Genomic DNA, 22,465 nt, shown 5'->3' with positions numbered 1-22,465 from the left:
TATCATTTTGTGCGGTGTTTTTGTCCATGCAACAGCGTGTTCGCCTAGAATGGATTGGTAGAAAAACCCGAACAGTTGTGATAGACTACTAAGAAACCTATTGGCAAGCATAAGAAAAAGCCATTCAGAAGTTCGATTTTATGCATGATGTAGAAAAATAGGACTCGTCCCGTGCGACGGGAAGGACATGAGATGGAGGTTCACCATATGACAGCCAAAAAGATGCGCTCAGACATGATTAAAAAGGGCTTTGATCGTGCGCCTCACCGCAGCTTGCTGCGTGCCGCAGGTGTTAAAGAAGAAGATTTCGACAAGCCGTTTATTGCAGTATGCAACTCGTATATCGATATCGTTCCCGGTCATGTACACTTGCAGGAATTCGGCAAAATTGTGAAGGAAGCCATTCGGGAAGCCGGCGGTGTCCCATTTGAATTTAATACAATCGGCGTTGATGATGGGATTGCCATGGGTCATATCGGCATGCGCTACTCGCTGCCAAGCCGTGAGATTATCGCGGATTCCCTGGAAACGGTCGTATCCGCACACTGGTTCGACGGTATGGTGTGCATACCAAACTGCGACAAGATTACACCGGGCATGATTATGGGCGCCCTGCGCGTCAACATCCCGACTGTATTCGTCAGCGGCGGGCCAATGAAAGCAGGTAAGGACTCTAACGGCCGCTCGATCTCGCTTTCCAGCGTGTTCGAAGGTGTTGGCGCATACCAAGCCGGCAAGATTGACGAAAAAGGTCTACAGGAATTGGAACAGTACGGTTGTCCAACTTGCGGATCATGTTCCGGCATGTTCACAGCCAACTCCATGAATTGCTTGGCGGAAGCACTTGGCATCGCGCTTCCGGGCAACGGAACCATCCTTGCTGTTGCTCCTGAGCGGCGCGAATTCGTCAAGCGCTCTGCGAAGCAGCTGATGAGTCTGATTGAGCAGGACATTAAGCCGCGTGATATCGTCACAATGGAAGCCATCGATAATGCCTTTGCCGTAGATATGGCGATGGGCGGTTCTACAAATACGGTGCTTCATACGCTTGCTATTGCAAGAGAAGCCGGCTTTGAATACCCAATTGAACGTATTAACGAAGTAGCAGCACGTGTGCCTCACTTGGCCAAGATTGCTCCTGCTTCCGATTATCATATTGAAGACGTGCACAATGCCGGCGGCGTGAGTGCCGTGCTGAACGAGCTATTCAAGAAGGAAGGCGCTCTCCACGGCGAATGCCTGACGGTAACCGGCAAGACATTGTATGAGAATGTGGCGGACAGTCCAATTCTCAATAGCGATGTTATTCATCCCCTGGATAACCCGCACAGCGAACGCGGCGGCCTGGCCGTACTGTTCGGCAACCTGGCTCCGGAAGGCGCTATCGTCAAGGTCGGCGCGGTTGATCCATCTGTTGGTGGACATCACATGGGCCCAGCAATCTGCTTCGACTCCCAGGATGAAGCATTGGCCGGCATTACGAACGGCAAGGTAAAGGAAGGCCATGTTGTGGTTATCCGCTATGAAGGCCCTAAGGGCGGTCCAGGCATGCCCGAAATGCTCGCTCCTACCTCGCAAATCGTAGGTATGGGCTTAGGTGCCAAGGTAGGTCTGATTACAGATGGACGCTTCTCAGGCGCTTCCCGCGGCATCAGCATCGGTCATATCTCTCCTGAAGCGGCGGAAGGCGGTCCTATCGCCTTTGTTGAAGACGGTGATATTATCGAACTTGACCTTAACAACCGCAAGATCGAGCTTAAAGTATCCGATGAGGAGCTTGAACGCCGTCGTGCAGGCTGGAAAGGATTTGAGCCAAAGGTGAAGTCCGGCTATCTCGCTCGCTACTCCAAGCTCGTTACGAATGCAAGCCAAGGCGGAATTTTGAAGATCTAAGCGATTAGATATAATATTAGACATTTTATTAGTGAAAATAGAAATGGATAGAACGTTCAGAATACATCTGAATCTCTATCCATTTTTTTGTTTATTTACAATGACATCATGAGTTCGTAAAAAGTATTAGCTATTATTAGTGAAACTCCATACATACTTTACCCCATTCACCATCTAGACGAGACGGAGCATTGCCTTCATATCTTCCTGCGCATTTCCGATAAGCTTCAGGCCGAACAGATCGGTCAGCACATTCATCACGCCTTCCGAGATGAATTCCGGTGGCTTCGGCCCGATGCGAATATCACGGATGCCCAGACTGAACAGGCCAAGCAAAATCGCAACCGCCTTCTGCTCGAACCATGAGAGTACGATTGACACTGGCAGTTCGTTGACACTACAGCCAAAGGCGTCCGCAAGCGCAGCCGCGATCTTGACCGTGGAGCCGGAATTATTGCACTGCCCCAGATCGATATAACGCGGAATGCCCGTATCCGCCACCGTACCGTAATCGACATCATTGAACCGGAACTTCCCGCACGAGGTCGTCAATATAACAGTATCGTTCGGCAGTGATGTCGCGAGCTCCCGGTAATACTCGCCGCCCTTGCCTGGCGCATCGCAGCCCGCGATGACGAAGAACCGCTTGATTTTGCCATCCTTAACGGCCTGAATAATTTCCGGCGCCAGCCCTAGCACCGTCTCGTGATGATATCCCGTTGTTAATGTCTGCTCGCTCTCCACATCCGCCGCAGGCAGCGCCAGCGCACGCTCAATCAGCGGAGAGAAATCGTCGTTCACGATCTTGGTCACGCCCTCGAGCCCGGCCACGTCATAGGAGAAGAACCGATCGGCATAGGTTCCCTTAATCGGCATGACACAGTTCGTCGTTGCAAGAATGGCGCCAGGATATTGCTCAAACAGACGGCGCTGGTCATACCAGGCTTTGCCGATATTGCCTTTCAAATGCGGATATTTCTTCAATGCCGGGTAGCCGTGCGCCGGAAGCATCTCGGAATGAGTATAAATGTTAATGCCCTTACCCTCCGTCTGCTTCAGCAATTCCTCCAGCGCATACAAGTTATGCCCTGTCACGATGATAGACTTGCCCTCTATCTTGTTCTGCGGGACGGTAACCGGCACCGGAACGCCGAAATGCTCCGTATGGGCCCGATCCAACACATCCATAATGCGGATCGCCGCGCCCCCTACCTTCATCGCCATGTCCAGATGTTCCTGTAAGTTGAAATTGGAGTTAGTCAACGTCATATAAAGCGCTTCATGCGTAATCGCGTCAACCTCTTCATCGACATAGCCCAACTGCCGCGCATGCGTCGCATACGCCGCGATGCCTTTCAACGCAAACACGATCGTATCTTGCAGACTGGCAATCGTCTCGTCCTTGCCGCACACTCCTACAACCTTGCAGCCGCCCGTCGGCGTCTGCTCGCATTGATGACAGAACATTTGCGCTTCCCCCTGTCAAAATGATTTTCTATTTCCAACATACTAAATGGAGAAGCACCTTCGAGTGCGTACGATCACAACAAATATTTCAAAATCTTGAATATCGCGTCAGCTTCACAATTTCGCCTCATGTCACAAAAAAACTTATTTCTTTTAGCAGTTGATTCATTTCATGTAGCGATACTCCAGGAGATTCTTCAAATTGGAGATTTTCTGCAGCAACTTCTCCCCGACATTGGTTTCCCTCACCAGCTTCCGCTCCAGTTCTTTGTCCACCAGTCTTTTTACAGATAATACGTCCGTTCCATTACATAACACATCTTCTTTTGAATTAAATTTCTTATGGGCGACGAGCTGCATGCCAAAGGAATTATACAACAAGGTATATCCGGCGATACCCGTTGTGGATTGATAGGCTTTGGAAAAACCGCCGTCAATGACGACCATTTTCCCATTTGCTTTAACGGGGTTCTCTCCACGAATTTCTTTAACCGGAGTGTGCCCGTTAATGATATGTCCATGATCCGGATTCAAATCAAACTCTTGCAGGATTTTCCGGCAAATTTCCTCATTTTCACGCAAATGGTAGTAAGGGTTCTTTCTCTCCTTATGGGTTTCTTTATCTTGGATAAAGTACCGTTCAAATGTGGTCATTTCTCTCTTTCCAAAGAGCGAGGAACATACCCCTGTCCAGATGTACCATACCATATCCGTAGCCAGATCATCCGTTTCTTCCGGATGCGCAAAGGCATAACGTAAATAATATTCAAAAACATCGAGTAGCTGGCGGCCCGAATACGTCTTGTCTTCAATCTGCATTTCTTCCATATTTCCTTCTTCATCCAAAGGAATACAGCCGTGGATTAACAAATTCCCGTTGTATTTTAAATAAAGGCTGCCCTTTTTCATGAGAAAATTCATATGTCTGGCTAGCTTTTCGGAATGCTGAACGGAGAACAGCAGCTTTTCCATCACCTGCTGTTCTTCCTCCAGCAATTGTTCAGGCTGCTGTGGATTTACAGTTGCGAAACAGGTGTTTTCCAGCGGGTAAGTTTTTCCGCCGATCTTGATTTCATTTTTGTCGTAATCAATCTGCTCAAGCAAAAGCCTTTCAGACATATTAAAGTAAGAACGTCTCTTAATAATCGGGACTTCAAGCTTAAACTGGATCATGGCAATGGCTTGATGAATTTTGGTAATCTGCAAGATTTCCTGCTCCGATACGTTATGGTCGGCCTGCAGCTTAGGTCTGAAGGCCGGATTGTCATCATAGTATTTCTCTGCCAAGTTCAGCAGTGGGCGAAGATTGATTCCGTATACGTCTTCAATGATGTCCAGATTGTCGTATCTGGCGCAGATCCGGATAATATTTGCAAGGCAGACCAAGGAACCCGCATAGGCGCCTATCCACAGGACATCATGGTTCCCCCACTGGATGTCTACAGAATGGTGGTTAATCAGCGTGTCCATAATTTTATCGGGGTCCGGCCCGCGGTCATAGATATCTCCGACTACATGAAGATGGTCAACCACCAGGCGCTGGGTTGTATAAGCAAGGCCGATAATGAGCTTGTCCGCCTGGCCCAAGGAGATAATTTGGCGGTATATTTCCTCATAATAAGGATCCTTATTGTTGGTCAAATCCGTCTTGTATAGAAGCTCTTCTACAATATATACAAACTGCTCCGGCAGAGCTTTGCGCAATTTCGAGCGCGTATATTTAGAAGAGGCATAAGAAATGAGCTTAAGCATTTGTTCAATTGTTTGTCTATACCACCTGTTCAAGGCTTGTTCATTGCACAGGTCTCCTTTAACCAGCTGTATTTTTTCTTCCGGATAATACACTAAGGCCGCAAAATCATTAATTTCTTTATCCGTCCAAACCTCACGGAACAAATCTTTTATTTTCTCTTTTACAGTACCAGAACCGTTTCTCAGTACATGCTGAAAAGCCTGGAACTCCCCATGCAAATCACTGACAAAATGCTCAGTTCCCTTGGGGAGATTGGAGATCGCTTTAAGATTGATGATTTCTGTTACGACTTTTTCTTCCGTATCATATTTCTGGGCCAATAAATCTAGAAATTGCGCATCCAAAACAGTAGTCCTCCTTCAAGGAAACAGTGATATCTTGACGGGTGTACTTAGAAGCCCTATGGCCTTTTAAGAGGTTTTTTAATTGGGGCTAGCCGCGTACCTTCAAACTTAGTCTAAACAGTAAAGGGAAAAAACATTAGGTTTCCGAGGTTCCCTTTGGTGTTATACTAACAACTTCGCTTTTGGTGCATTAATTCCTCTTTCGATAGCACTCCATCCTTATGTAACCGTAACAGTTTCTACAGTTCATCTGCTACTGAATGGAGTGGGCTCCTTGCTTTAGTGAAAATAACAAAAACCAACCAGCGTAAGACCATAACTTGAAAAATAGAATCTTAGACTATCGCTGCATCCTGTAGATTAACTGCACAACGCCGGAGGTAAATGTTCTTGTATGAACCATATTCAAATTTAACCTCTGTTTTATATCAATAAACAACGGTTTTCCTTCTCCTAAAATAACAGGGTGGACAGATAATCTAAATTCATCCACAAGCCCTAAATTGATAAAAGTTGTAATAAGACTTGCTCCACCATACAGCCAGATGTCCTTACCAGGTTTATTCTTTAATTTATTTACTTCTTCATGAATATTATCATTTATGAATATTACTTTATTATCAGCTCCTTGCTGAGTTTGTGAAAACACATATTTTTTTTTACTATGGACTAATTTCCACATTTCTTTTTCTGTTTCCGTATTTTCACTTCCTGGGGTGAATTCTCCCCATAAATCATAGCTTTTTCTTCCATACAAAATTGTATCAATTTGATTTAGGAAATGAGAAAAACCCATCTCAGAGTCCATAATGCACCAATCAACTTCCCCATTTTTCCCTTCAATATAACCATCTGCCGTAACTGCTAAATCTAAAATAATTCTTCGTTCCATAAACGGCCACTCCTTTCATTAAGCTTTCCCTCATTATAGACCCTAATTATGTCATCCTATGTCATATTGATAATAGAAGGAGCTTCTTCTAAACCATTCAGTCCTTCTTAATCAGCGCACGCAAAACAGGCTGCCTCATCTTAATGAGACAGCCTGTAAATTACGCATAAGATTCAAATTAGACCAAGTGGCAGGCAACGTGATGTCCGCCGCCCATATCACGGTACTCCGGCACCGCCTGCTTGCAAATATCTGTCGCGAACGGACAGCGTGTATGGAACTTACAGCCAGATGGAGGGTTTGCCGGGCTTGGAATATCCCCTTGCAACACGATCCGCTCAGGCTTGCGTGTTGGATCCGGTACAGGAACTGCAGACAACAGCGCCTTCGTATATGGATGAAGCGGATTGCGGAACAGCTCATCACGAGGAGCCATCTCAACGAGCGACCCCAAGTACATAACCCCGATCCGGTTGCACAAGTGCTCTACGACTGACAAGTCGTGAGAGATGAACAAGTACGTCAGGTTCTTCTGCTCCTGCAAATCACTCAGCAAGTTGATAATCTGTGCTTGAATCGATACGTCGAGCGCCGATACCGGCTCGTCAGCTACAATAAATTCAGGGTTCAGCACCAAAGCGCGCGCAATCCCGATACGCTGGCGTTGTCCACCAGAGAATTCGTGCGGATAGCGATCGATATGATACGGAGCCAAACCGCAAATCGTCAAAATCTCTTTAACCCGATCACGCACTTCACTCTTCGAAGAAATGCCGTGGTCAATCAAGGCTTCGCCGATTGCATCGCCAATCTTAATACGCGGGTTCAAAGAGCTGTATGGATCTTGGAACACAAGCTGCATCTTAGGACGCATATTGCGCAGATCCTTTTTTGACAGATCATGAATTTCTACACCGTTGAACAATACTTGTCCTTCGGTCTTATCGAGCAAACGAAGGATGGTACGTCCCGTAGTTGATTTCCCGCAACCGGATTCTCCTACAAGACCAAGCGCTTCTCCTTTATTCAAGTTAAAGGACACGCCGTCAACCGCACGAACATGGCCTACCGTTTTTGAAAAAATGCCGCCTTGGATGGGGAAGTATTTTTTCAAATTGTCTACTTGCAACAACGGTTGTTGACTCATTGTACGTCCCCTCCCTTTTCATACAGCCAGCATGCTGCCTTATGTTTGTTGTCATATACTTTAAGCTGAGGCTGCTTATCCGTACAAATGGACATACAATGCTCGCAACGATCATTGAAGTAACAATTCTCTCCAAGCTCTACAGGGTTCGGAACCTGTCCTGGAATCGTATATAAACGCTCCATACGCTCATTGATGACTGGCTTAGCCTTCAAGAGACCTTGCGTATACGGGTGCTTTGGATTTTTGAAGAGCTCAAGCACAGGAGCTTCTTCAATCACTTTACCTGCATACATAACGACAACATGGTCTGCCATTTCCGCTACGACACCAAGGTCATGCGTAATCATCATGATCGCAGTGTTGAATTCCTTCTTAATGTTGCGCATCAAGTCCAAGATCTGTGCTTGAATCGTTACGTCGAGCGCGGTTGTCGGCTCATCCGCAATGAGAAGCTTCGGATCACAGCTAAGCGCAATCGCGATCATGATCCGTTGACGCATACCACCGCTAAGCTCATGCGGATATGCATCGAAGATTTGTGCCGCGCGTGGAATGCCGACCAGTTCGATCAGCTCGATCGCGCGCTTTTTAGCTTCCTTCTTCGTAACGCCTTTATGCAACAGGATAGGTTCTGTCAGCTGTTCCCCGATCGTAAATACCGGGTTCAGGGACGTCATCGGCTCCTGGAAGATCATCGCGATTTCATTACCGCGGATCTGACGCATTTCACGTTCCTTCAAGCCAAGCAAGTCTTTGCCATTATATAAGATCTGACCGCCCTCCACTTTACCTGGAGGAGAGACAAGACGCATAAGAGACATCGCTGTTACGCTTTTTCCGCATCCGGATTCACCAACAACACACAGCGTTTCTCCTTCTTTAATCGAGAAGCTGACATCATTGACCGCTCTTACGACGCCACTGCTAGTATAGAAATTCGTCCGCAAATTGCGAAATTCGATCAAGTTATTTGACATAACGTATCCCTACCTCTTCATTTTCGGATCGAGGACGTCTCGCAAGCCGTCACCAATGATGTTAATCGAAATTACTGTCAAGAAAATACATACGCCCGGCGGAATCCACAACCATGGACGCTTCTGGAAATCAATCAAGTTGTTCGCCGCTGTAATCATGTTCCCCCATGATGGTGTCGGCGGTACTACCCCTAGACCCAAGTAACTCAATACCGACTCTTGCAAAATAGCACCCGCAACTGTCAATGTAGCTACGACAATAATGATCGGAATTGTGTTCGGCAGCAAGTGGCGGAAGATTTTGCGGCGGTCACGCAGACCGAGCACTTCTGCCGCTTGCATGAACTCTTGCTCACGAAGCATCAAGATCTGTCCGCGCACGAGACGGGACAAGCTCGGCCAGCTCATGAATCCGAGCAAGAACATAACGACAAAAATCCGCTTGTCCGGTGGAACCTTCATATCCGAAAGTACCGCGCCAAGAATAATGAGAAGCGGCAAGCTAGGAATCGACATCATAATATCCGCTAGACGCATGATGATGGAATCAACCCATCCGCGATAGTAACCTGCAAGTGCGCCAAGCGTACTACCGATTGTGACAGAGATAATCATAGCAACGAGACCGACGATCAAGGATACGCGTCCTGCGAGCATTACCCGCAGCAGGATGTCGCGACCCAGGTTGTCCGTACCAAGCCAGTGTGTAGCGGAAGGGCCTTTATTTTTCATCGGGCCCATCGTATCCAATGTATATGGCGAGAACAGCGGACCAATAAAGCAAATGACGAACATCAATAGTACAACGACAAGTCCGCCCATTGCGAATTTGTTTTTGCTAAGTTGCTTAAATGCCAACCTCCACGGGGAAGCAGGCTTCGTCTTCGAAGCAGCTGTTGCAGCTGCAGAGTTAGTAGCAGTTTGAGACACGAGCTTTTTCCCCTTTCTATTTCATGCGTACACGTGGATCGGCCACGCGGTACAGCACGTCAGCTAAGAAGTTACCGAGCACAGTGAGCAATGCCAAGAACATTGTGAAGCCCATCAACAGGAAGTAGTCACGCGACGTGATTGCTTCCAAGTTAATACGGCCGATACCCGGCCAGTTGAAGATTTTCTCTGTAATCATTGCGCCACCGAACAATCCCGGAAGCTCGATACCCAACAACGTAATTGCAGGCAGCATTGCGTTGCGAAGCGCGTGTTTGAAAATAACCGTTCTTTCTTTCAAGCCTTTCGCACGTGCAGTTCGGATGTAATCCTGACGAATAACTTCCAGCATGCTCGTACGGAAATAACGAGTAAGTGAGCCTACACTCAGTGCAGTCAATACGATGACTGGCAGCATTAAGTGATGAATCAAATCCCAGAATTGCGCCAATCCGGTTGCATTGCTTCCGGAGGTGTACATTCCGCCTACAGGGAATATTTTGAAGTCGACAGCTAACGCTTTTATTGCATATAAGCCAACAAAGAATGATGGCAATGACATTAAAGCAAAAACGAGAAACGTAACTACTCCATCAAAAAAGGAATATTGCCTGATAGCAGAAAATACACCGACTAAAATTGCAATTGCCCATGATAGAACTAATACGATTGCAGCAATCATAAAGGAATTCCACATATAGCGATTGAGTACAGTTGTAACCGGTTGCTTATGCTGTATCGACATCCCCAGGTCTCCCTTGAGTGTATTGCTAGCCCAAGTGAAGTAACGTTCTGTTAGCGGCTTGTCCAAACCGTGAATCGCTTTAAGTTCAGCAGCGCGTTCTTTGGAAATCGTCGGGTTCGAATCGATAAAGTTACCCGGTGCCAATGCAAATACGGCGAACAGGATAACGGATACCCCTATTATCGTAGGAACCAATTGTAACAGCCGCCGGATGGCGTATTGCTTCATAATTATTCCTCCTAGCTTTATATAAGCCTAAATGCCCAGCCCGAAGGCTGAGCATTTTGCAGGCACTATTCATATGCCTTGCGGCTATTGAATTTGCAATTGTGGCAAGCTGTACGTGAAGTTACGGTAAGGCGACATATCGAAGCCTTGCAAACGAGCATTGTTAGCCCACATGTCACGACGTTGATACAAGAAGATATATGGAAGATCTTCGTTCAACTCTTTATACAACTCTTTAAAGACTTCTTTACGCTTTTCTGTGTCTACCATTGCTCCAGCTTTTGTGAACAGCTCATCAACCTTCGGATTGGAGTATCCAACATCGTTCTGGGAACCGCCAGTCTTGAACACATTTTCCCCGGATTGTGGGTCTGGAGTTAAGGACCAAGCCAAGAACATCATGTCGAAATCGCCTTTTTTACGCTTGTCTATAGCTGCATTGAAGTCCATTTGCTCTGCAACGAATTCGATGCCAAGCTCTTTGTAGCTCGCTTGAGCAAGCGGAATGATTGCATCGTTTACAGGGTTAGGCGTTGTAGCTGTAAACGTAATCTTGAATTTCTTACCGTCTTTTTCACGGATGCCGTCTGCGCCGACTTTCCAGCCTGCTTCATCCAGCAGTTGTTTTGCTTTTTCCAAATCGAAATCGTACTTATTCACATCATCCGTGTACGCCCAAGATACTTTGGATTGCGGAACGTTCAGTACGTCTGCATAGCCTTGATATACCGCATCGACGATTTCCTTACGGTTCAAACCGTATGTCAATGCTTGGCGAACGCGCTTGTCTTTAAATTGATCATGCTTATGGTTGAATGCGATAAAACCGTATCCGTTAGTAGGGAACAAGTTAATATCAACAAACCCGAATTCTTTCAATTGCTCGATTGTATCTTTGTTAACATCGATGAAATCCATATCTGTTTCGCCAGCTTGCAGCAATTGGACATTCGTTTCCGATGTCGTGAACTTATAAATCAATTTATTGATTTTCGGCTTGCCTTGGTAGAAAAGCTCGTTCGCTACCAATACCGCTTCTTGACCTGGAGTAAACTTTTCAAGCTTGTACGGCCCATTGCCGACTGGATGTGTGAACAGATCTCTCATATAACCAAGGTTACCTTGTTTGTAATCCTTGCCATAGATTGCTTTAGGAAGCACGCCTACGGAACCGATAGCGGAAAATGCCAAAGCGTTAACTTCGGTCGTCGTCACTTGAATCGTGCGCGGATCCAACACTTTAATGCCTTCGATGGATGTCGCTTTTCCTTCTTTATACTCTTTGCCGCCCTTAATATGAGCGTCCTTGATAATGTCGGTAGGACCGTCATAAGACTTGTCGTGCAATACAGTCAAGCTGAATGCTACGTCATCCGCAGTCAACGGAGTATTATCACTGAACTTCAGGCCGTCACGCAATGTGAACGTGTATACAAGATTGTCCGGGGAAATTTCCCATTTCTCTGCTATGCCTTCCTTATAAGTACCGTCTTTGTTCACTTCGATCATACTGGTGAATATGGAAGTATTAATAAAGTTATCATATGATGTTTCACCATACAGCGGATTGAAAATTCCGCTTGGCGCTGAGATGCCGATAATCATGGTGTCCTTACGGTTCTTCGCAAGCTCTGGAGACATGGATGTATCCGAAGCTTTAATCAAGCCATCGGTTACCAATTCTTCAGCCGGTTGTTCTGTATTTTGCCCAGTAGACTTGTCCGCACCCTCAGAGGAACTTCCGCCTCCGCAAGCAGACAGGATAAGTGTCAATGACAACAATAAGCAAATCATAGTGCTAAGACTTTTCTTCACAACATTCTCCCCTTATTTCTCAGATGGCATTTATAAATAGTATAAAAGTTGTATACATATTACCTAGATTTAATAGAATGTTCGGCTATATCCTCTTTTATAGAACATTGGTCAATAAAATATGAAAGAATGACCAATTCCTCCGTAGGAAACGAATATTTTTTCATAATACTACTTGATAACTTCGTATTTGTAAATGCTTATGTCAGCTTTACCTTAAAAGATTTTAATTTTCGTTCGATAACTTTTTTTTATCAATGATAGGCAATTCGGCTTAAAAAATCATTTTTTTCATATCTAAAAACGGAAATCTGTTCCTAATTCACTATTTTGTTTCCTCTCAGTGGATAACTGTTCACATAGTCCTCTCAGAAAGTTCATTCCTCTGTTTTTATTCTTTTGCATAAAAGTTGCATAAATACTCAAAACGACTTTACACAAAAAAAATAGCTTTAAAAAATGGTCAGTACCATTTTCTAAAGCTATTAAACAAATGTAATTATATGGTATTATCGGTTGATTATAGTGGATGTGCCGCGTTTTCTACTTTCTGATCAACGAGTACGATTCGCTCAGAAGCATTCGCATCAAATGCATAATTTCTGTTTTTCCCATATCGCGACAGCAATGTTTCTGTAGACATAATAATCAACTTCGGAATCATCTGCTCCGCTTGCTGCTTCAAGCGATTCTGTCCTTGAGGATGAATAATGCTCATAAGGAGCCGTAAATATCTTCGGGTCACCCAAGAGAACAAGCCTCTTGGTAAATCCCGCACCGTAAACCCAAATTGCTCAGGGCCGCGATGCATCATACTTACTCCGTACAACGCCTTCACATTCGCCCGCAAATTATCATCGCTTAACAAATAATCTGCAAGCTCAGGTAATGTGCGCTCGACTGAGCGTATCATCTGGATTGCAATTTGCATTGAAGTCCGCGACCGATGACCGATATCATACAATAACTTATTGTCAAAATGCAGTTCCAACACAAGGTCATTGTGCTTCAGTTCTACCCCGTCATCCAACATGACGGCTTTGCCATGGTACGGGCGGACACGGAAGTGGAACACCGGTTGTTCACTGTTCGTTGTCTTGAGAGCAAAAACGGAGTGAAACCCTTTCTCGTAGAGAAACCAAAGACGCACAACCGTTCGTCTAAGCCAGCTTGGGTTCTCGATTCGGGCTTGATCAGTCAAGCGGATAAGCTCATCGATACGGACACAGCGCAGTTCTCGCTTCTCTGCTTCCTCCATGAACCGTTCCAACGCCACAAGCATATTTGCTGGTGCTTCACGATCCGCTCCCAGCGTCAAGCCGCAATCATGCAGCAGCAGCACTTCTCCACCCCGACATCGTTTCATCATGCGTTGATATAAGCGTTCGGCGCCAAGCTTCTTCCGCCAATCCCCGAACAATACAGACCATAAAATAATTTGCAGGTAACCGAGGTTGCCATAGTCGAACAAATTAACGATTCCCCATGGGGGCCGATAATAATTCGTACGCTTGCCCGTTACTGATTGAATAATGTCTGACGTTTTGCGAATTTGTCGTTTCACCGTTTTTGGACGCATCAGCCAGTTGGACTTATGAACATAGTTGTGAATGCCGATAAGATGCCCCTCATCGTGCATTCGCTTCAGCAATTCCGGATGCTGCTCTGCATGTATGCCAACAACAAAAAATGTTGCCTTGGCATTATATTTCTTCAACAGGTCTAACAGTTGCGGCGTATAGATTGGATCTGGGCCATCGTCAAACGTCAACGCCAGCTCCCGTTCTGCACGTCCCTTCTGAAAGACACGAAATCCAAACAGGCGGCTGATTAAGCCAGGGAGAAACGCATAAAACGTCAGGATGTAAAACCCCCATAATAAAATGAATTCCACCATCCTAGTTCCCCGTTTCTTTTTACAAAATAAATGCGACATTCTTATACTTTACGAATTGCATGTACGTATGTATTACTCTACGTATGAACTGTTATTATTGTAACATAATGAACAAAGAATAGGCACGGGAAATCGTTTCGTGTACAATGGAAAGCATACTGTATTTGGTGAAAAGGAGTCTGTTCTATGATTGCATTTTACCGTAAGTATTGGCGTACGGCATTTGATATCGCATTGCTGATCGTAACCGCTTATTTAATCATGTATACGTTCAGCTATTTGTATTCAATCGCCGCCCCTATCTTCTTGGCTTTTGTGGTATTCATGTTCATCGAGCCGTTGGCCGCTTTTCTCAACCGACGAGGCATGAAGAAAGCAATCGCCTCGGCCATCTCTGTATTATTGTTCGTGCTGGTCATATTAGGAGCTATGTTCGGTCTTGGATTTATTGTCGTCCATCAAGCCATTGAATTGCAAGGTCAACTGCCCTCCTACATTAAGGCTGTTCAGAATGAACTGGTTAACATCGCCAACTACTTGCAAAATCGCTATGAGTCATTGCCGCCTGATGTATCTAACCGCATCAATGATTATGCGGGCAATGCTGCGAAGCATATTTCTGAATTTATCGCTGGACTGCTCGGCCTGCTTATTAAGCAAATTACATCCTTTTCAACATTTACGCTGAACTTTGCCATTGCTATTATCCTTGGCTATTTCCTCAGCATTGAAATTGATACGTGGCGCAGAGTTGCCCGCAACAAAACACCGCGTACTTTTCTCAAAGCGTACCTATTTTTAAAAGAAAATGTTTTAAAGGGATTATCTGCCTATTTGAAGGCCCAGCTGAAGTTGATTTCCGTAACCTTTATCATTGTTTTTATCGGTCTTCTTTTGCTTGGTGTGAGCAATTCCTTCCTTGTCGCCTTGTTATCGGCTCTCTTTGATTTGCTTCCCTTGCTTGGAATTCCATTTATCTTCATCCCTTGGATTGCCTACCTACTTATCATCGGCAATACGTCACTTGCAATTGGACTTGCTGTTGTCATGGGCGTCACACTTCTTGTTCGGCAAATTCTCGACCCTAAAATTACAGGAACATCACTTGGAGTGTCCGCATTTACCATGCTATCCTTCATGATCGTATCGATGTCATTGTTTGGGGTAATCGGTATCGTTATGTCCACCGTCCTGTTAATTTTAATTAAAGCCCTCTATGATCAAGGTTATTTAAAACGTTGGATTCGTATGCCTAAAGAAGAATTTGATTCTGGACATCCGTTTGACAGCACCAGAGAAGATAGCGGGGACAATAAGGATAATACCCCTTCTTGACTTACTAGCCGTTCCGTCCTCACATCCGTAAAGATGGAACGGCTATTTCTGTGCGTGCTGTGCCAGTACCTCCATAACTGCACCAAATACCTCTGTAGCTTTATGAGAAGCACTTGCTGGATCATTTTCACTTACTACACTTACCGCATATTGCGGCTTCTCTACCGGCCCATATCCGACAAACCAGGTATGTACATTAGCCGTTCCATATGCTTCAGCCTGAGCCGTTCCGCTTTTCCCTGCAACATTCCATGAAACCTGCCTGAGCGACTGTCCTGTGCCGTACTGCACCACATCTACCATCATTTTTTGGACACTGCGGGCTGTCTCTAACTTCATAATCCGCTCCTTCTTCGCTTGTACAGCGAATCGAGCGAGCGGCATTCCCGTTGCATACTGCACCTCCTGAATCAATCGCGGGGAGCCGTAATTTCCATCCTGCAGCAGTGTCACAACAAAATTGGCTGCTGCCAGCGGTGTTATTCGAACATCCCGCTGACCAATTCCTGATTGTGCCCGTACCCCTCCCGACACATCCAGTGGCTGCACACCGTCTGGAAAAACACGACTTTCTTCTTCACCCTCGAAGTGATGCAAATTGCGATGCCCCATGCCATCATCAGATATCATGCCAACAAGCCCGCTCACTCCCATCCTCTGCGCATAGCTAGCTAATTGCTCTCCAGACAAACGCTCTCCCAGTTCAGCAAATACTTCATTGCACGATTCTGCCAACGCTTCCCTCAGCGTAAGCATGCCATGTCCTTCCGGCAGCCAACATGCCAACCCATACTTTCCGTAGTGGCCGTCGCACTGGAAGCGTTCATTCAGTTCCGTCAATCCCGCTTCCATAGCAGCAGCTGCAATGAATAGCTTATATACAGAGCCTGGAGGAAGAGCCTTAGTCGCTCGGTTGTTCCATGATCCCTGTTCAGGTTCAATATGATAGGGATCTGCGGATGGGCGGGATACCATCGCTATTACATCTCTTGTTGCAGCATCAAGTACGACGACGGAGCCTTTTGCAACCTTGAACCGATCAAGCACTTGTTCAATGGCAGCTTCGATCATCTGATCGGTTGTTGTAGTTAGCCGCAAAGGATAATACGGATTATCAGGCCGTCTTATGCGAACATGAAGGCCATTTAGCGGATGTCGCCCAGCATCTGTATAATGCACAGCCGTCGTTGCTCCCAAGCCCTTCAGCAGCGGCCCAAAGGATCGCTCCAATCCCGATATGCCAACAACGCTGGAAACCGCATTTTTTCTATTCCTTTTAGAAGTGATTGTGTTAGCAGAGCCCGCCAAATCTGCGATTGCTCCTACCCATTGCGGGGTATGCTGACGCAGCGGATACCGAATCGTATACGGAAGCGCGCTAACTCCCTCCCAGTCGGACGATTGTATCTGAGCCGCTTGATCCGCGGTAAGCTCGAAGGGCAGCTTATCATCCTTCTCATTCGGCCAAATCAAAGGCTCCGCAAGCTTCTCCCATCGTCTGCTGACCTCTTGTTCCGGCAAATGCAGCCATAGCGCCAAGCTGCGAACCGCGTCTGTGCTTATCGTATTTTTATTCACAGGAAAGAGAACCAGAGCCGTAACGAGTTGACCGGTATACGGTCGCCCTTCCCGATCAACAATCGTTCCGCGTCCATCATCCAGCACCACAGCACGGGCACGCTGAATAACCGTACGCTGCATTACCGTATAAGTGCTATCGTCTACCTTACTGTGAACGAACAGCAGTTGAAGCCAGCCCAGCCTTACAATATAAATACCGATAATTACCGTAATGACACATGCTAACAAAGCAAGCCGATTGTTCATGAGCCGCTGCCGCTTAGAACGTTGGCGTGACAACACTTTCACCCACCACCTTCACAACAATCGAGATTTGAAACATCTTTTTAGTATCATTACTTCCCACTTCCCCATTCTCATAACCACGACTACGGGTACTATCCAACAGTCTACTTCTTATTAACGGTGATCCAACGTTATTGCAGAACAAAAAAGCCCTCGCCATCTTCTGGCAAGGGCTTAAAACGACTGCTGATTATTACTGCTCTTATTTAATTGCTGATCTATGTTTTACGCTTTTGCGTTCTTCTTGCGCATCATATCGAAATACGTTACCGGCTGATCAACCTTCATGCGTACGAGCTGCAGCGGATGGCGAGCTGCATCCAGCTCATTGCCTTCTGTATCCCACAGCTTATCCACCGTTTGCTTGAAGAACGTGTTGTTCGGGCCAAAGAACTCAACCTCAGCTCCCACCTTGAAGTGATTGCGCTGTTGGATCGTCGCAATGCCAGTATCGGCATCGTAATCTATAACCAAACCAGCAAAATCATAAGGTGCCGGCTTGTCTTCCGGCTCGTAAATATGATCCTCATGATCCGGCTCTTCGTAGAAGAAGCCAGTATTAACAGGACGGTTAGCCGCCTTATAAATCTCATCCAACCATTCCTGCTTCAGCTCATAGTTGTCTGGATCGGCCATATAAGCATCAATGGCTTTCCGATATACGTTTACTACCGTGGCCACATAATGAATCGACTTCATACGTCCCTCAATTTTGAAGCTGTCTACCCCTACATCGATAAGATCCGGCAAATGCTCGATCATGCACAGATCCTTCGCGCTCATAGCGAACGCATTGTCATTCTCATCGAACAACGCCTTCTGATTCACGCCCAGACGGAACTGCTCCAGAACAGAAGAACCCGATGCTTCCTGTTCGCTGATCATATCCATTGCATCTGCACGGTCATCCTCGAACAGATCGTATTTCCAGCGGCATGATTGGCAGCAGCCGCCACGATTGGAATCGCGGTTTGTAAAGTGGTTGGACAACACGCAGCGTCCGGAATAGGAAGAACACATCGCTCCGTGAATAAAGGCCTCAATTTCGATATCGACATGATTTTTCATCTCCTGGATTTCATCCATGCTCGTTTCCCGAGCCAAGACGACGCGAGGCATGCCTTCATTTTTCCAAAATTGAATCGTTTGCCAGTTGGCGATCGACTGCTGGGTGCTTACGTGAACCTCCAGCTTCGGTGCCACACGCTGCGCCGTTTCAATAATGAATGGATCTGCGGCAATAATCGCGCTAATGCCTGCATCCTCCAAATTGCGAAGATATTCCTCTAACCCTTCGACATCTTCATTATGCGCATAAATATTCGTCGCAACGAACACCTTTGCGCCATATTTTTTAGCAAACTCCACACCTTCACGCATTTCTTCAAAGCTGAAATTGTCTGCATTAGAGCGCAAACCGTACTTCTGACCACCAATGTATACGGCATCCGCACCATAATGGATGGCGAACTTCAACTTCTCCAAATTGCCGGCGGGAGCGAGCAGTTCCGGCTTGTCCAAGCGATATCGCTTGCCGTTATATTTATGTTTTGTTTGTGTGCTCATCGTTGTACGCCCCCTCCTTAATACATTTGTTCTTTATAGAAAAATCCGAATGACAGCTCTCGCTCAGGATCCTGAACAGCACGGATGCGATCCATCCATTCATCCTTCATGACATACCCTTCAGGATCGGCGATATAGGAATCGATTGCTTCACGATACACGCGAACGACGGTTTCATTGTATGAAATAGACTTCAATATTCCTTCGATTTTGAAGCTGTCGATACGAGCATCAAGCAGTGACTTAAAATCTTCAATGAAGCAAATATCGTCAGAACTCATGATGTGGGTTCCGTTGGCATCTTCATACATCGGGAACTTCTCATCCTGACGTTCCCGTTCAACGAGGAAGAGTTTCTGATCCATGCCCACTTCATACGTACCTTCCTCTTTACCAAGATGATGCATGTAATGATGAACTAGGTGACGCTTCGAATGATAAATATTAGTCATGCCATGAATTTGCACTTGGACTTCCATGTCAGGAAGCTGATGTTTCATCTCTACGACTTGCTCCAAGTTCAGCTCACGGGCAGCAACAATGCGACTTGCGCCGCGCTTCTGCCAGTATTGAGCTGTCCGGTAGTTCGTGGATGTCATCTCGGCATTCCATTGCAAACGAAGAGATGGTGCCGCAGTTTTTGCAACCATCAGCACAGCCGGATCACCATAGGCAATCGCATCGACTCCAAGATCCTCCAGTTGTTTCAAATATTCAGACAAATCCGTTAAATGCTCATTATGCATAATATTATTAACTGCAACATACAGCTTGGCGTTATGGCTGCGGACGATCGGCAGGCTTGCCTGAATATCCGCGATTGTCATTTCACCCGGCATGCGCACGCTATATTTTACTTCCCCGACGAGGACTGCATTCGCACCAGCCTGAAGCAGACGCTCCAGTTCCTCAACACTGCCTGCGGTAACAAGCAATTCCGGTTGATAAGTCATATTCATTTCACCACTTTCTATTGACCTGCCGTTTTCTTGCTCTGTTCGATATTACGCTCATGCTCTGGAAACGTTTTGGCGAACAGATGCGTTTGGGAGCCGTCTTTTTTGGTCACATAATACAAATACTCTGAAGCCTCCGGCTTTAACACTGCTTGAATGGAGGCTGTACTTGGACTAGAAATAGGGCCCGGCGGCAATTTATCTATTTTATACGTGTTGTATGGACTATCGATTTCCAAATCTTTATAATACAAACGTTCCTTCGGCTTGTCCAGTGCATATTGAACGGTAGCATCGATTTGCAGCCGCATGCCCTTGGCGATTCGATTATCAATGACGCCCGCAATCAACGGACGCTCTGTATCAACGACAGCCTCTCGCTCGACCAATGAAGCCAGCGTCATCATTTCATGAAACGACAATCCACGTGTCTTCAGGTCAGCCTCCCAGCTTGGTGACGCTTGTGACAAACGCTTCTCTGTTTCCTGCACCATTCGAGTAATAATGTCTTCCTCGGAGCTTCCCTTCTTCAGTTCATAAGTCTCAGGGAACAAGTACCCCTCAAGTTTATGCTTCAGCTTAACACCATCAGGAATATGCGTAACAAGCGGCGCTGACTGCTTGAGCCAAGACGTATCATCCGTCAGTTTCAGGAAACGCTCCTTGTCCACAATGCCGTCCTTGCTTAGTTTGTCCGCAATCTGTTCCACGGTATAACCTTCAGGGATCGTGAAGCGCACCATTTCTTCCGCAACAACATCACCGCTGTTCAGCTTGGCAATAATGTTGTCATAGGTAGAACCTGAACGGAATAAATATTTCCCCGCTTGGAAACGGCTGCCCTCCCCGTTCCATTTCAGATACACTTTGAATATGAGTGCATTGCGAATAATTCCCTGCTCCTCCAACTGCGATGCGATCGCTGCTGTTCCAGAGCCTTGCTCGATTACAACCGGGATATCCCGCTCCCCTTGCGCAGAAGGACGCATTTCGCTCCATATATAACCAATCCCAACCCCGGCCACAAGCAGAATCACAAGGCTGATCGTCAGATAAATCTTCAAGCCTTTCCTCATCCACACACTCTCCTACATGGAAAAAGAGCGGATTTCCGCCCTTTTTCCGTAAAGTATCAGTTAGCTGATGCCGCGTATCACTCAACAAACTACAAATTAAAATTCGTCTCGATACGTCAGTTCATCATACAGTTCGGCTACTTCTTCCCACTCATCATCGTCTTCAATCGATTCGAGTTCCCAGCCTTCTTCTTCACTTCCGATAATGCGATACAGTTCCTGCTCAGATTCCTGAGCACCTTCTGGAAGCAATACGGCATAGGCTTGATCGTCAAGTCGGAATTCAGCGATTAGCGACAGAACACGGCTGTTGCCAGCGTCGTCCGTCATTTCAACGAATTGACCGAAAGCATTCTTCAGCTGCTCTGTCAATTGAAGCTCCACTCGTTCGGTCACCCTTCATTCTCCTCGTCTGCGGTAAATAAAGTATTGAACGTTTCCTCAACGATGTTCCATTCTTCTTCATCCGTGATGGTAAACAGCTTCAAGTCGTCTTCGTCTTCCTCATAACGGAACGCGTACACTTCGTCGGAATCATCATCGTCGGATTCAACAGGTACGACCATCATATATTTTTTGTTCGTGCCATCTACATCGAACTTCATAATGACTTCGAATTCTTCCTCGTTGCCCTCGTCGTCCGGAATATAAATGATCTCCGGTTCTTCTTGCAAATGTTCATCTCGTGTCATAGTAACCCCTCACCTTCTTGATTGATAGTCAAGATATGTTTGTAATATAATGGTTGCCGCCATCTTATCGATGACTTGTCGACGCTTCTTGCGACTGACGTCAGCTTCCAGCAATGTGCGTTCTGCCGACACCGTACTCAAGCGTTCATCCCACAGGTGAACGGGCAATCCGAACGACTGCTTCAACTGTTCTGCAAATGACATGCTTAGCTCGCCCCGAGGTCCGACTGTGCCATTCATATTCTTCGGCAGTCCGAGAACAATGGCTTCCACGCCGTGTTCCTTTACAATGTCACCAAGTCGCTTCAGATCATCCTCTGGTTTGCGGCGTTCAATGACTTCCAGCCCTTGCGCCGTCCAACCGAAAGCATCGCTAATCGCGACACCGATCCGTCGATCTCCGTAATCCAAGCCAAGAATCTTCATTCATTCTCTCCCAGTGCTGTGTGCTTCTTCATCCGTGATACGTTCATCTTCGCGACTTAACGGTGATGATTCAAGTAGAAACGAACCAATTCTTCTATCAGTTCGTCCCGCTCCTTCTTCCTCACGATACTTCGAGCATTGTTATGCCGCGGGATATAAGCGGGATCCCCGGATAGAAGATAACCAACGATCTGGTTAATAGGATTGTATTCCTTCTCGAGAAGCGCATCATAGACAGACAACAGGATATCTTCGTTGGAAGCTTGCTGTTCCTCCGCTTTTACATTGAACTTCATCGTCTTATCCATGGAATTCATCGCTAACACCTCGCTTTACTCTTATCATAACACATACCCGAACAAACTAGAAAATATTCCGCTTCATAGCTTGGCATTGTTCACAAATTTGACGACAATGCGACACTTAATGGAATCGGATCAAGGAGCCCTATACAACA

General features: G+C 46.2%; 19 protein-coding genes. 2 read left to right on the top strand and 17 right to left on the bottom strand.

What is annotated here, in order from left to right:
• Positions 1 to 207: 207 nt before the first annotated feature.
• Positions 208 to 1,893: a dihydroxy-acid dehydratase gene (gene ilvD / locus ACQ5BJ_RS07840; protein WP_430110257.1), complete on the top strand. Its 1,686-nt coding sequence runs from the start codon at positions 208 to 210 to the stop codon at positions 1,891 to 1,893.
• A gap of 174 nt (positions 1,894 to 2,067) precedes the next feature.
• On the opposite strand, the gene hcp is transcribed toward ilvD, so the two are convergent.
• The 9 genes from hcp to ACQ5BJ_RS07795 form a co-directional block, all read right to left on the bottom strand.
• Positions 2,068 to 3,360, bottom strand: a complete 1,293-nt coding sequence (hcp, locus tag ACQ5BJ_RS07835; RefSeq protein ID WP_268599142.1) for a hydroxylamine reductase — start codon at positions 3,358 to 3,360, stop codon at positions 2,068 to 2,070.
• 165 nt (positions 3,361 to 3,525) lie between these two features.
• The gene (locus ACQ5BJ_RS07830) at positions 3,526 to 5,457 is read right to left on the bottom strand and encodes a fructose-1,6-bisphosphatase (protein ID WP_430110260.1); all 1,932 of its coding nucleotides are present in this window, start codon (positions 5,455 to 5,457) and stop codon (positions 3,526 to 3,528) included.
• Positions 5,458 to 5,797: 340 nt separating this feature from the next.
• Complete coding sequence (locus ACQ5BJ_RS07825) at positions 5,798 to 6,349, bottom strand: dihydrofolate reductase family protein (RefSeq protein ID WP_268620188.1); 552 nt, start codon at positions 6,347 to 6,349, stop codon at positions 5,798 to 5,800.
• A 178-nt stretch (positions 6,350 to 6,527) separates the two neighbouring features.
• The gene (locus ACQ5BJ_RS07820; protein ID WP_005547531.1) at positions 6,528 to 7,496 is read right to left on the bottom strand and encodes an ABC transporter ATP-binding protein; all 969 of its coding nucleotides are present in this window, start codon (positions 7,494 to 7,496) and stop codon (positions 6,528 to 6,530) included.
• Entirely contained in the window at positions 7,493 to 8,476 is a 984-nt protein-coding gene (locus ACQ5BJ_RS07815; protein WP_005547529.1) for an ABC transporter ATP-binding protein, read from the bottom strand. Before ACQ5BJ_RS07815 ends, ACQ5BJ_RS07820 begins: the two co-directional genes overlap by 4 nt.
• Positions 8,477 to 8,485: 9 nt before the next feature.
• Positions 8,486 to 9,406: an oligopeptide ABC transporter permease gene (gene opp4C, locus ACQ5BJ_RS07810; RefSeq protein ID WP_005547527.1), complete on the bottom strand. Its 921-nt coding sequence runs from the start codon at positions 9,404 to 9,406 to the stop codon at positions 8,486 to 8,488.
• A 16-nt stretch (positions 9,407 to 9,422) separates the two neighbouring features.
• Positions 9,423 to 10,379 (bottom strand): ABC transporter permease, encoded by a 957-nt coding sequence (locus ACQ5BJ_RS07805; protein WP_005547525.1) that lies wholly within the window; start codon positions 10,377 to 10,379, stop codon positions 9,423 to 9,425.
• An 84-nt stretch (positions 10,380 to 10,463) separates the two neighbouring features.
• Positions 10,464 to 12,194: an ABC transporter substrate-binding protein gene (locus ACQ5BJ_RS07800; RefSeq protein ID WP_005547523.1), complete on the bottom strand. Its 1,731-nt coding sequence runs from the start codon at positions 12,192 to 12,194 to the stop codon at positions 10,464 to 10,466.
• Between the two features lie 520 nt (positions 12,195 to 12,714).
• Complete coding sequence (locus ACQ5BJ_RS07795; RefSeq protein WP_412070998.1) at positions 12,715 to 14,088, bottom strand: polysaccharide deacetylase family protein; 1,374 nt, start codon at positions 14,086 to 14,088, stop codon at positions 12,715 to 12,717.
• Positions 14,089 to 14,277: 189 nt separating this feature from the next.
• Here ACQ5BJ_RS07795 and ytvI point away from each other — a divergent pair, with 189 nt between their 5' ends.
• The gene (ytvI, locus tag ACQ5BJ_RS07790; protein ID WP_005547519.1) at positions 14,278 to 15,426 is read left to right on the top strand and encodes a sporulation integral membrane protein YtvI; all 1,149 of its coding nucleotides are present in this window, start codon (positions 14,278 to 14,280) and stop codon (positions 15,424 to 15,426) included.
• A gap of 42 nt (positions 15,427 to 15,468) precedes the next feature.
• On the opposite strand, the gene ACQ5BJ_RS07785 is transcribed toward ytvI, so the two are convergent.
• The 8 genes from ACQ5BJ_RS07785 to ACQ5BJ_RS07750 form a co-directional block, all read right to left on the bottom strand.
• Positions 15,469 to 17,289, bottom strand: a complete 1,821-nt coding sequence (locus ACQ5BJ_RS07785) for a peptidoglycan D,D-transpeptidase FtsI family protein (protein ID WP_430110266.1) — start codon at positions 17,287 to 17,289, stop codon at positions 15,469 to 15,471.
• Between the two features lie 228 nt (positions 17,290 to 17,517).
• Entirely contained in the window at positions 17,518 to 18,858 is a 1,341-nt protein-coding gene (locus tag ACQ5BJ_RS07780) for a peptidase U32 family protein (RefSeq protein ID WP_430110268.1), read from the bottom strand.
• 17 nt (positions 18,859 to 18,875) lie between these two features.
• Positions 18,876 to 19,811: a peptidase U32 family protein gene (locus ACQ5BJ_RS07775; RefSeq protein ID WP_268599147.1), complete on the bottom strand. Its 936-nt coding sequence runs from the start codon at positions 19,809 to 19,811 to the stop codon at positions 18,876 to 18,878.
• Between the two features lie 17 nt (positions 19,812 to 19,828).
• Complete coding sequence (mltG, locus tag ACQ5BJ_RS07770; RefSeq protein ID WP_005547513.1) at positions 19,829 to 20,890, bottom strand: endolytic transglycosylase MltG; 1,062 nt, start codon at positions 20,888 to 20,890, stop codon at positions 19,829 to 19,831.
• Positions 20,891 to 20,986: 96 nt separating this feature from the next.
• A complete protein-coding gene (locus tag ACQ5BJ_RS07765; RefSeq protein WP_005547511.1) occupies positions 20,987 to 21,286 on the bottom strand; it encodes a DUF1292 domain-containing protein in 300 nt (99 codons plus the stop codon).
• Positions 21,283 to 21,582: a DUF1292 domain-containing protein gene (locus ACQ5BJ_RS07760; RefSeq protein WP_005547509.1), complete on the bottom strand. Its 300-nt coding sequence runs from the start codon at positions 21,580 to 21,582 to the stop codon at positions 21,283 to 21,285. Before ACQ5BJ_RS07760 ends, ACQ5BJ_RS07765 begins: the two co-directional genes overlap by 4 nt.
• A gap of 9 nt (positions 21,583 to 21,591) precedes the next feature.
• On the bottom strand, positions 21,592 to 22,008 hold the full coding sequence (gene ruvX, locus ACQ5BJ_RS07755; RefSeq protein WP_005547506.1) for a Holliday junction resolvase RuvX: 417 nt from the start codon (positions 22,006 to 22,008) through the stop codon (positions 21,592 to 21,594).
• A 56-nt stretch (positions 22,009 to 22,064) separates the two neighbouring features.
• The gene (locus ACQ5BJ_RS07750) at positions 22,065 to 22,325 is read right to left on the bottom strand and encodes an IreB family regulatory phosphoprotein (protein WP_005547503.1); all 261 of its coding nucleotides are present in this window, start codon (positions 22,323 to 22,325) and stop codon (positions 22,065 to 22,067) included.
• Positions 22,326 to 22,465: the final 140 nt, after the last annotated feature.

This window comes from Paenibacillus sp. B1-35, from assembly GCF_050474385.1.
GTDB classification, from domain to species: Bacteria; Bacillota; Bacilli; order Paenibacillales; family Paenibacillaceae; genus Paenibacillus_B; species Paenibacillus_B alvei.
The sequence above is the reverse complement of the archived record's forward strand: the minus strand, read 5'-3'. Positions and strand labels throughout refer to the sequence as shown.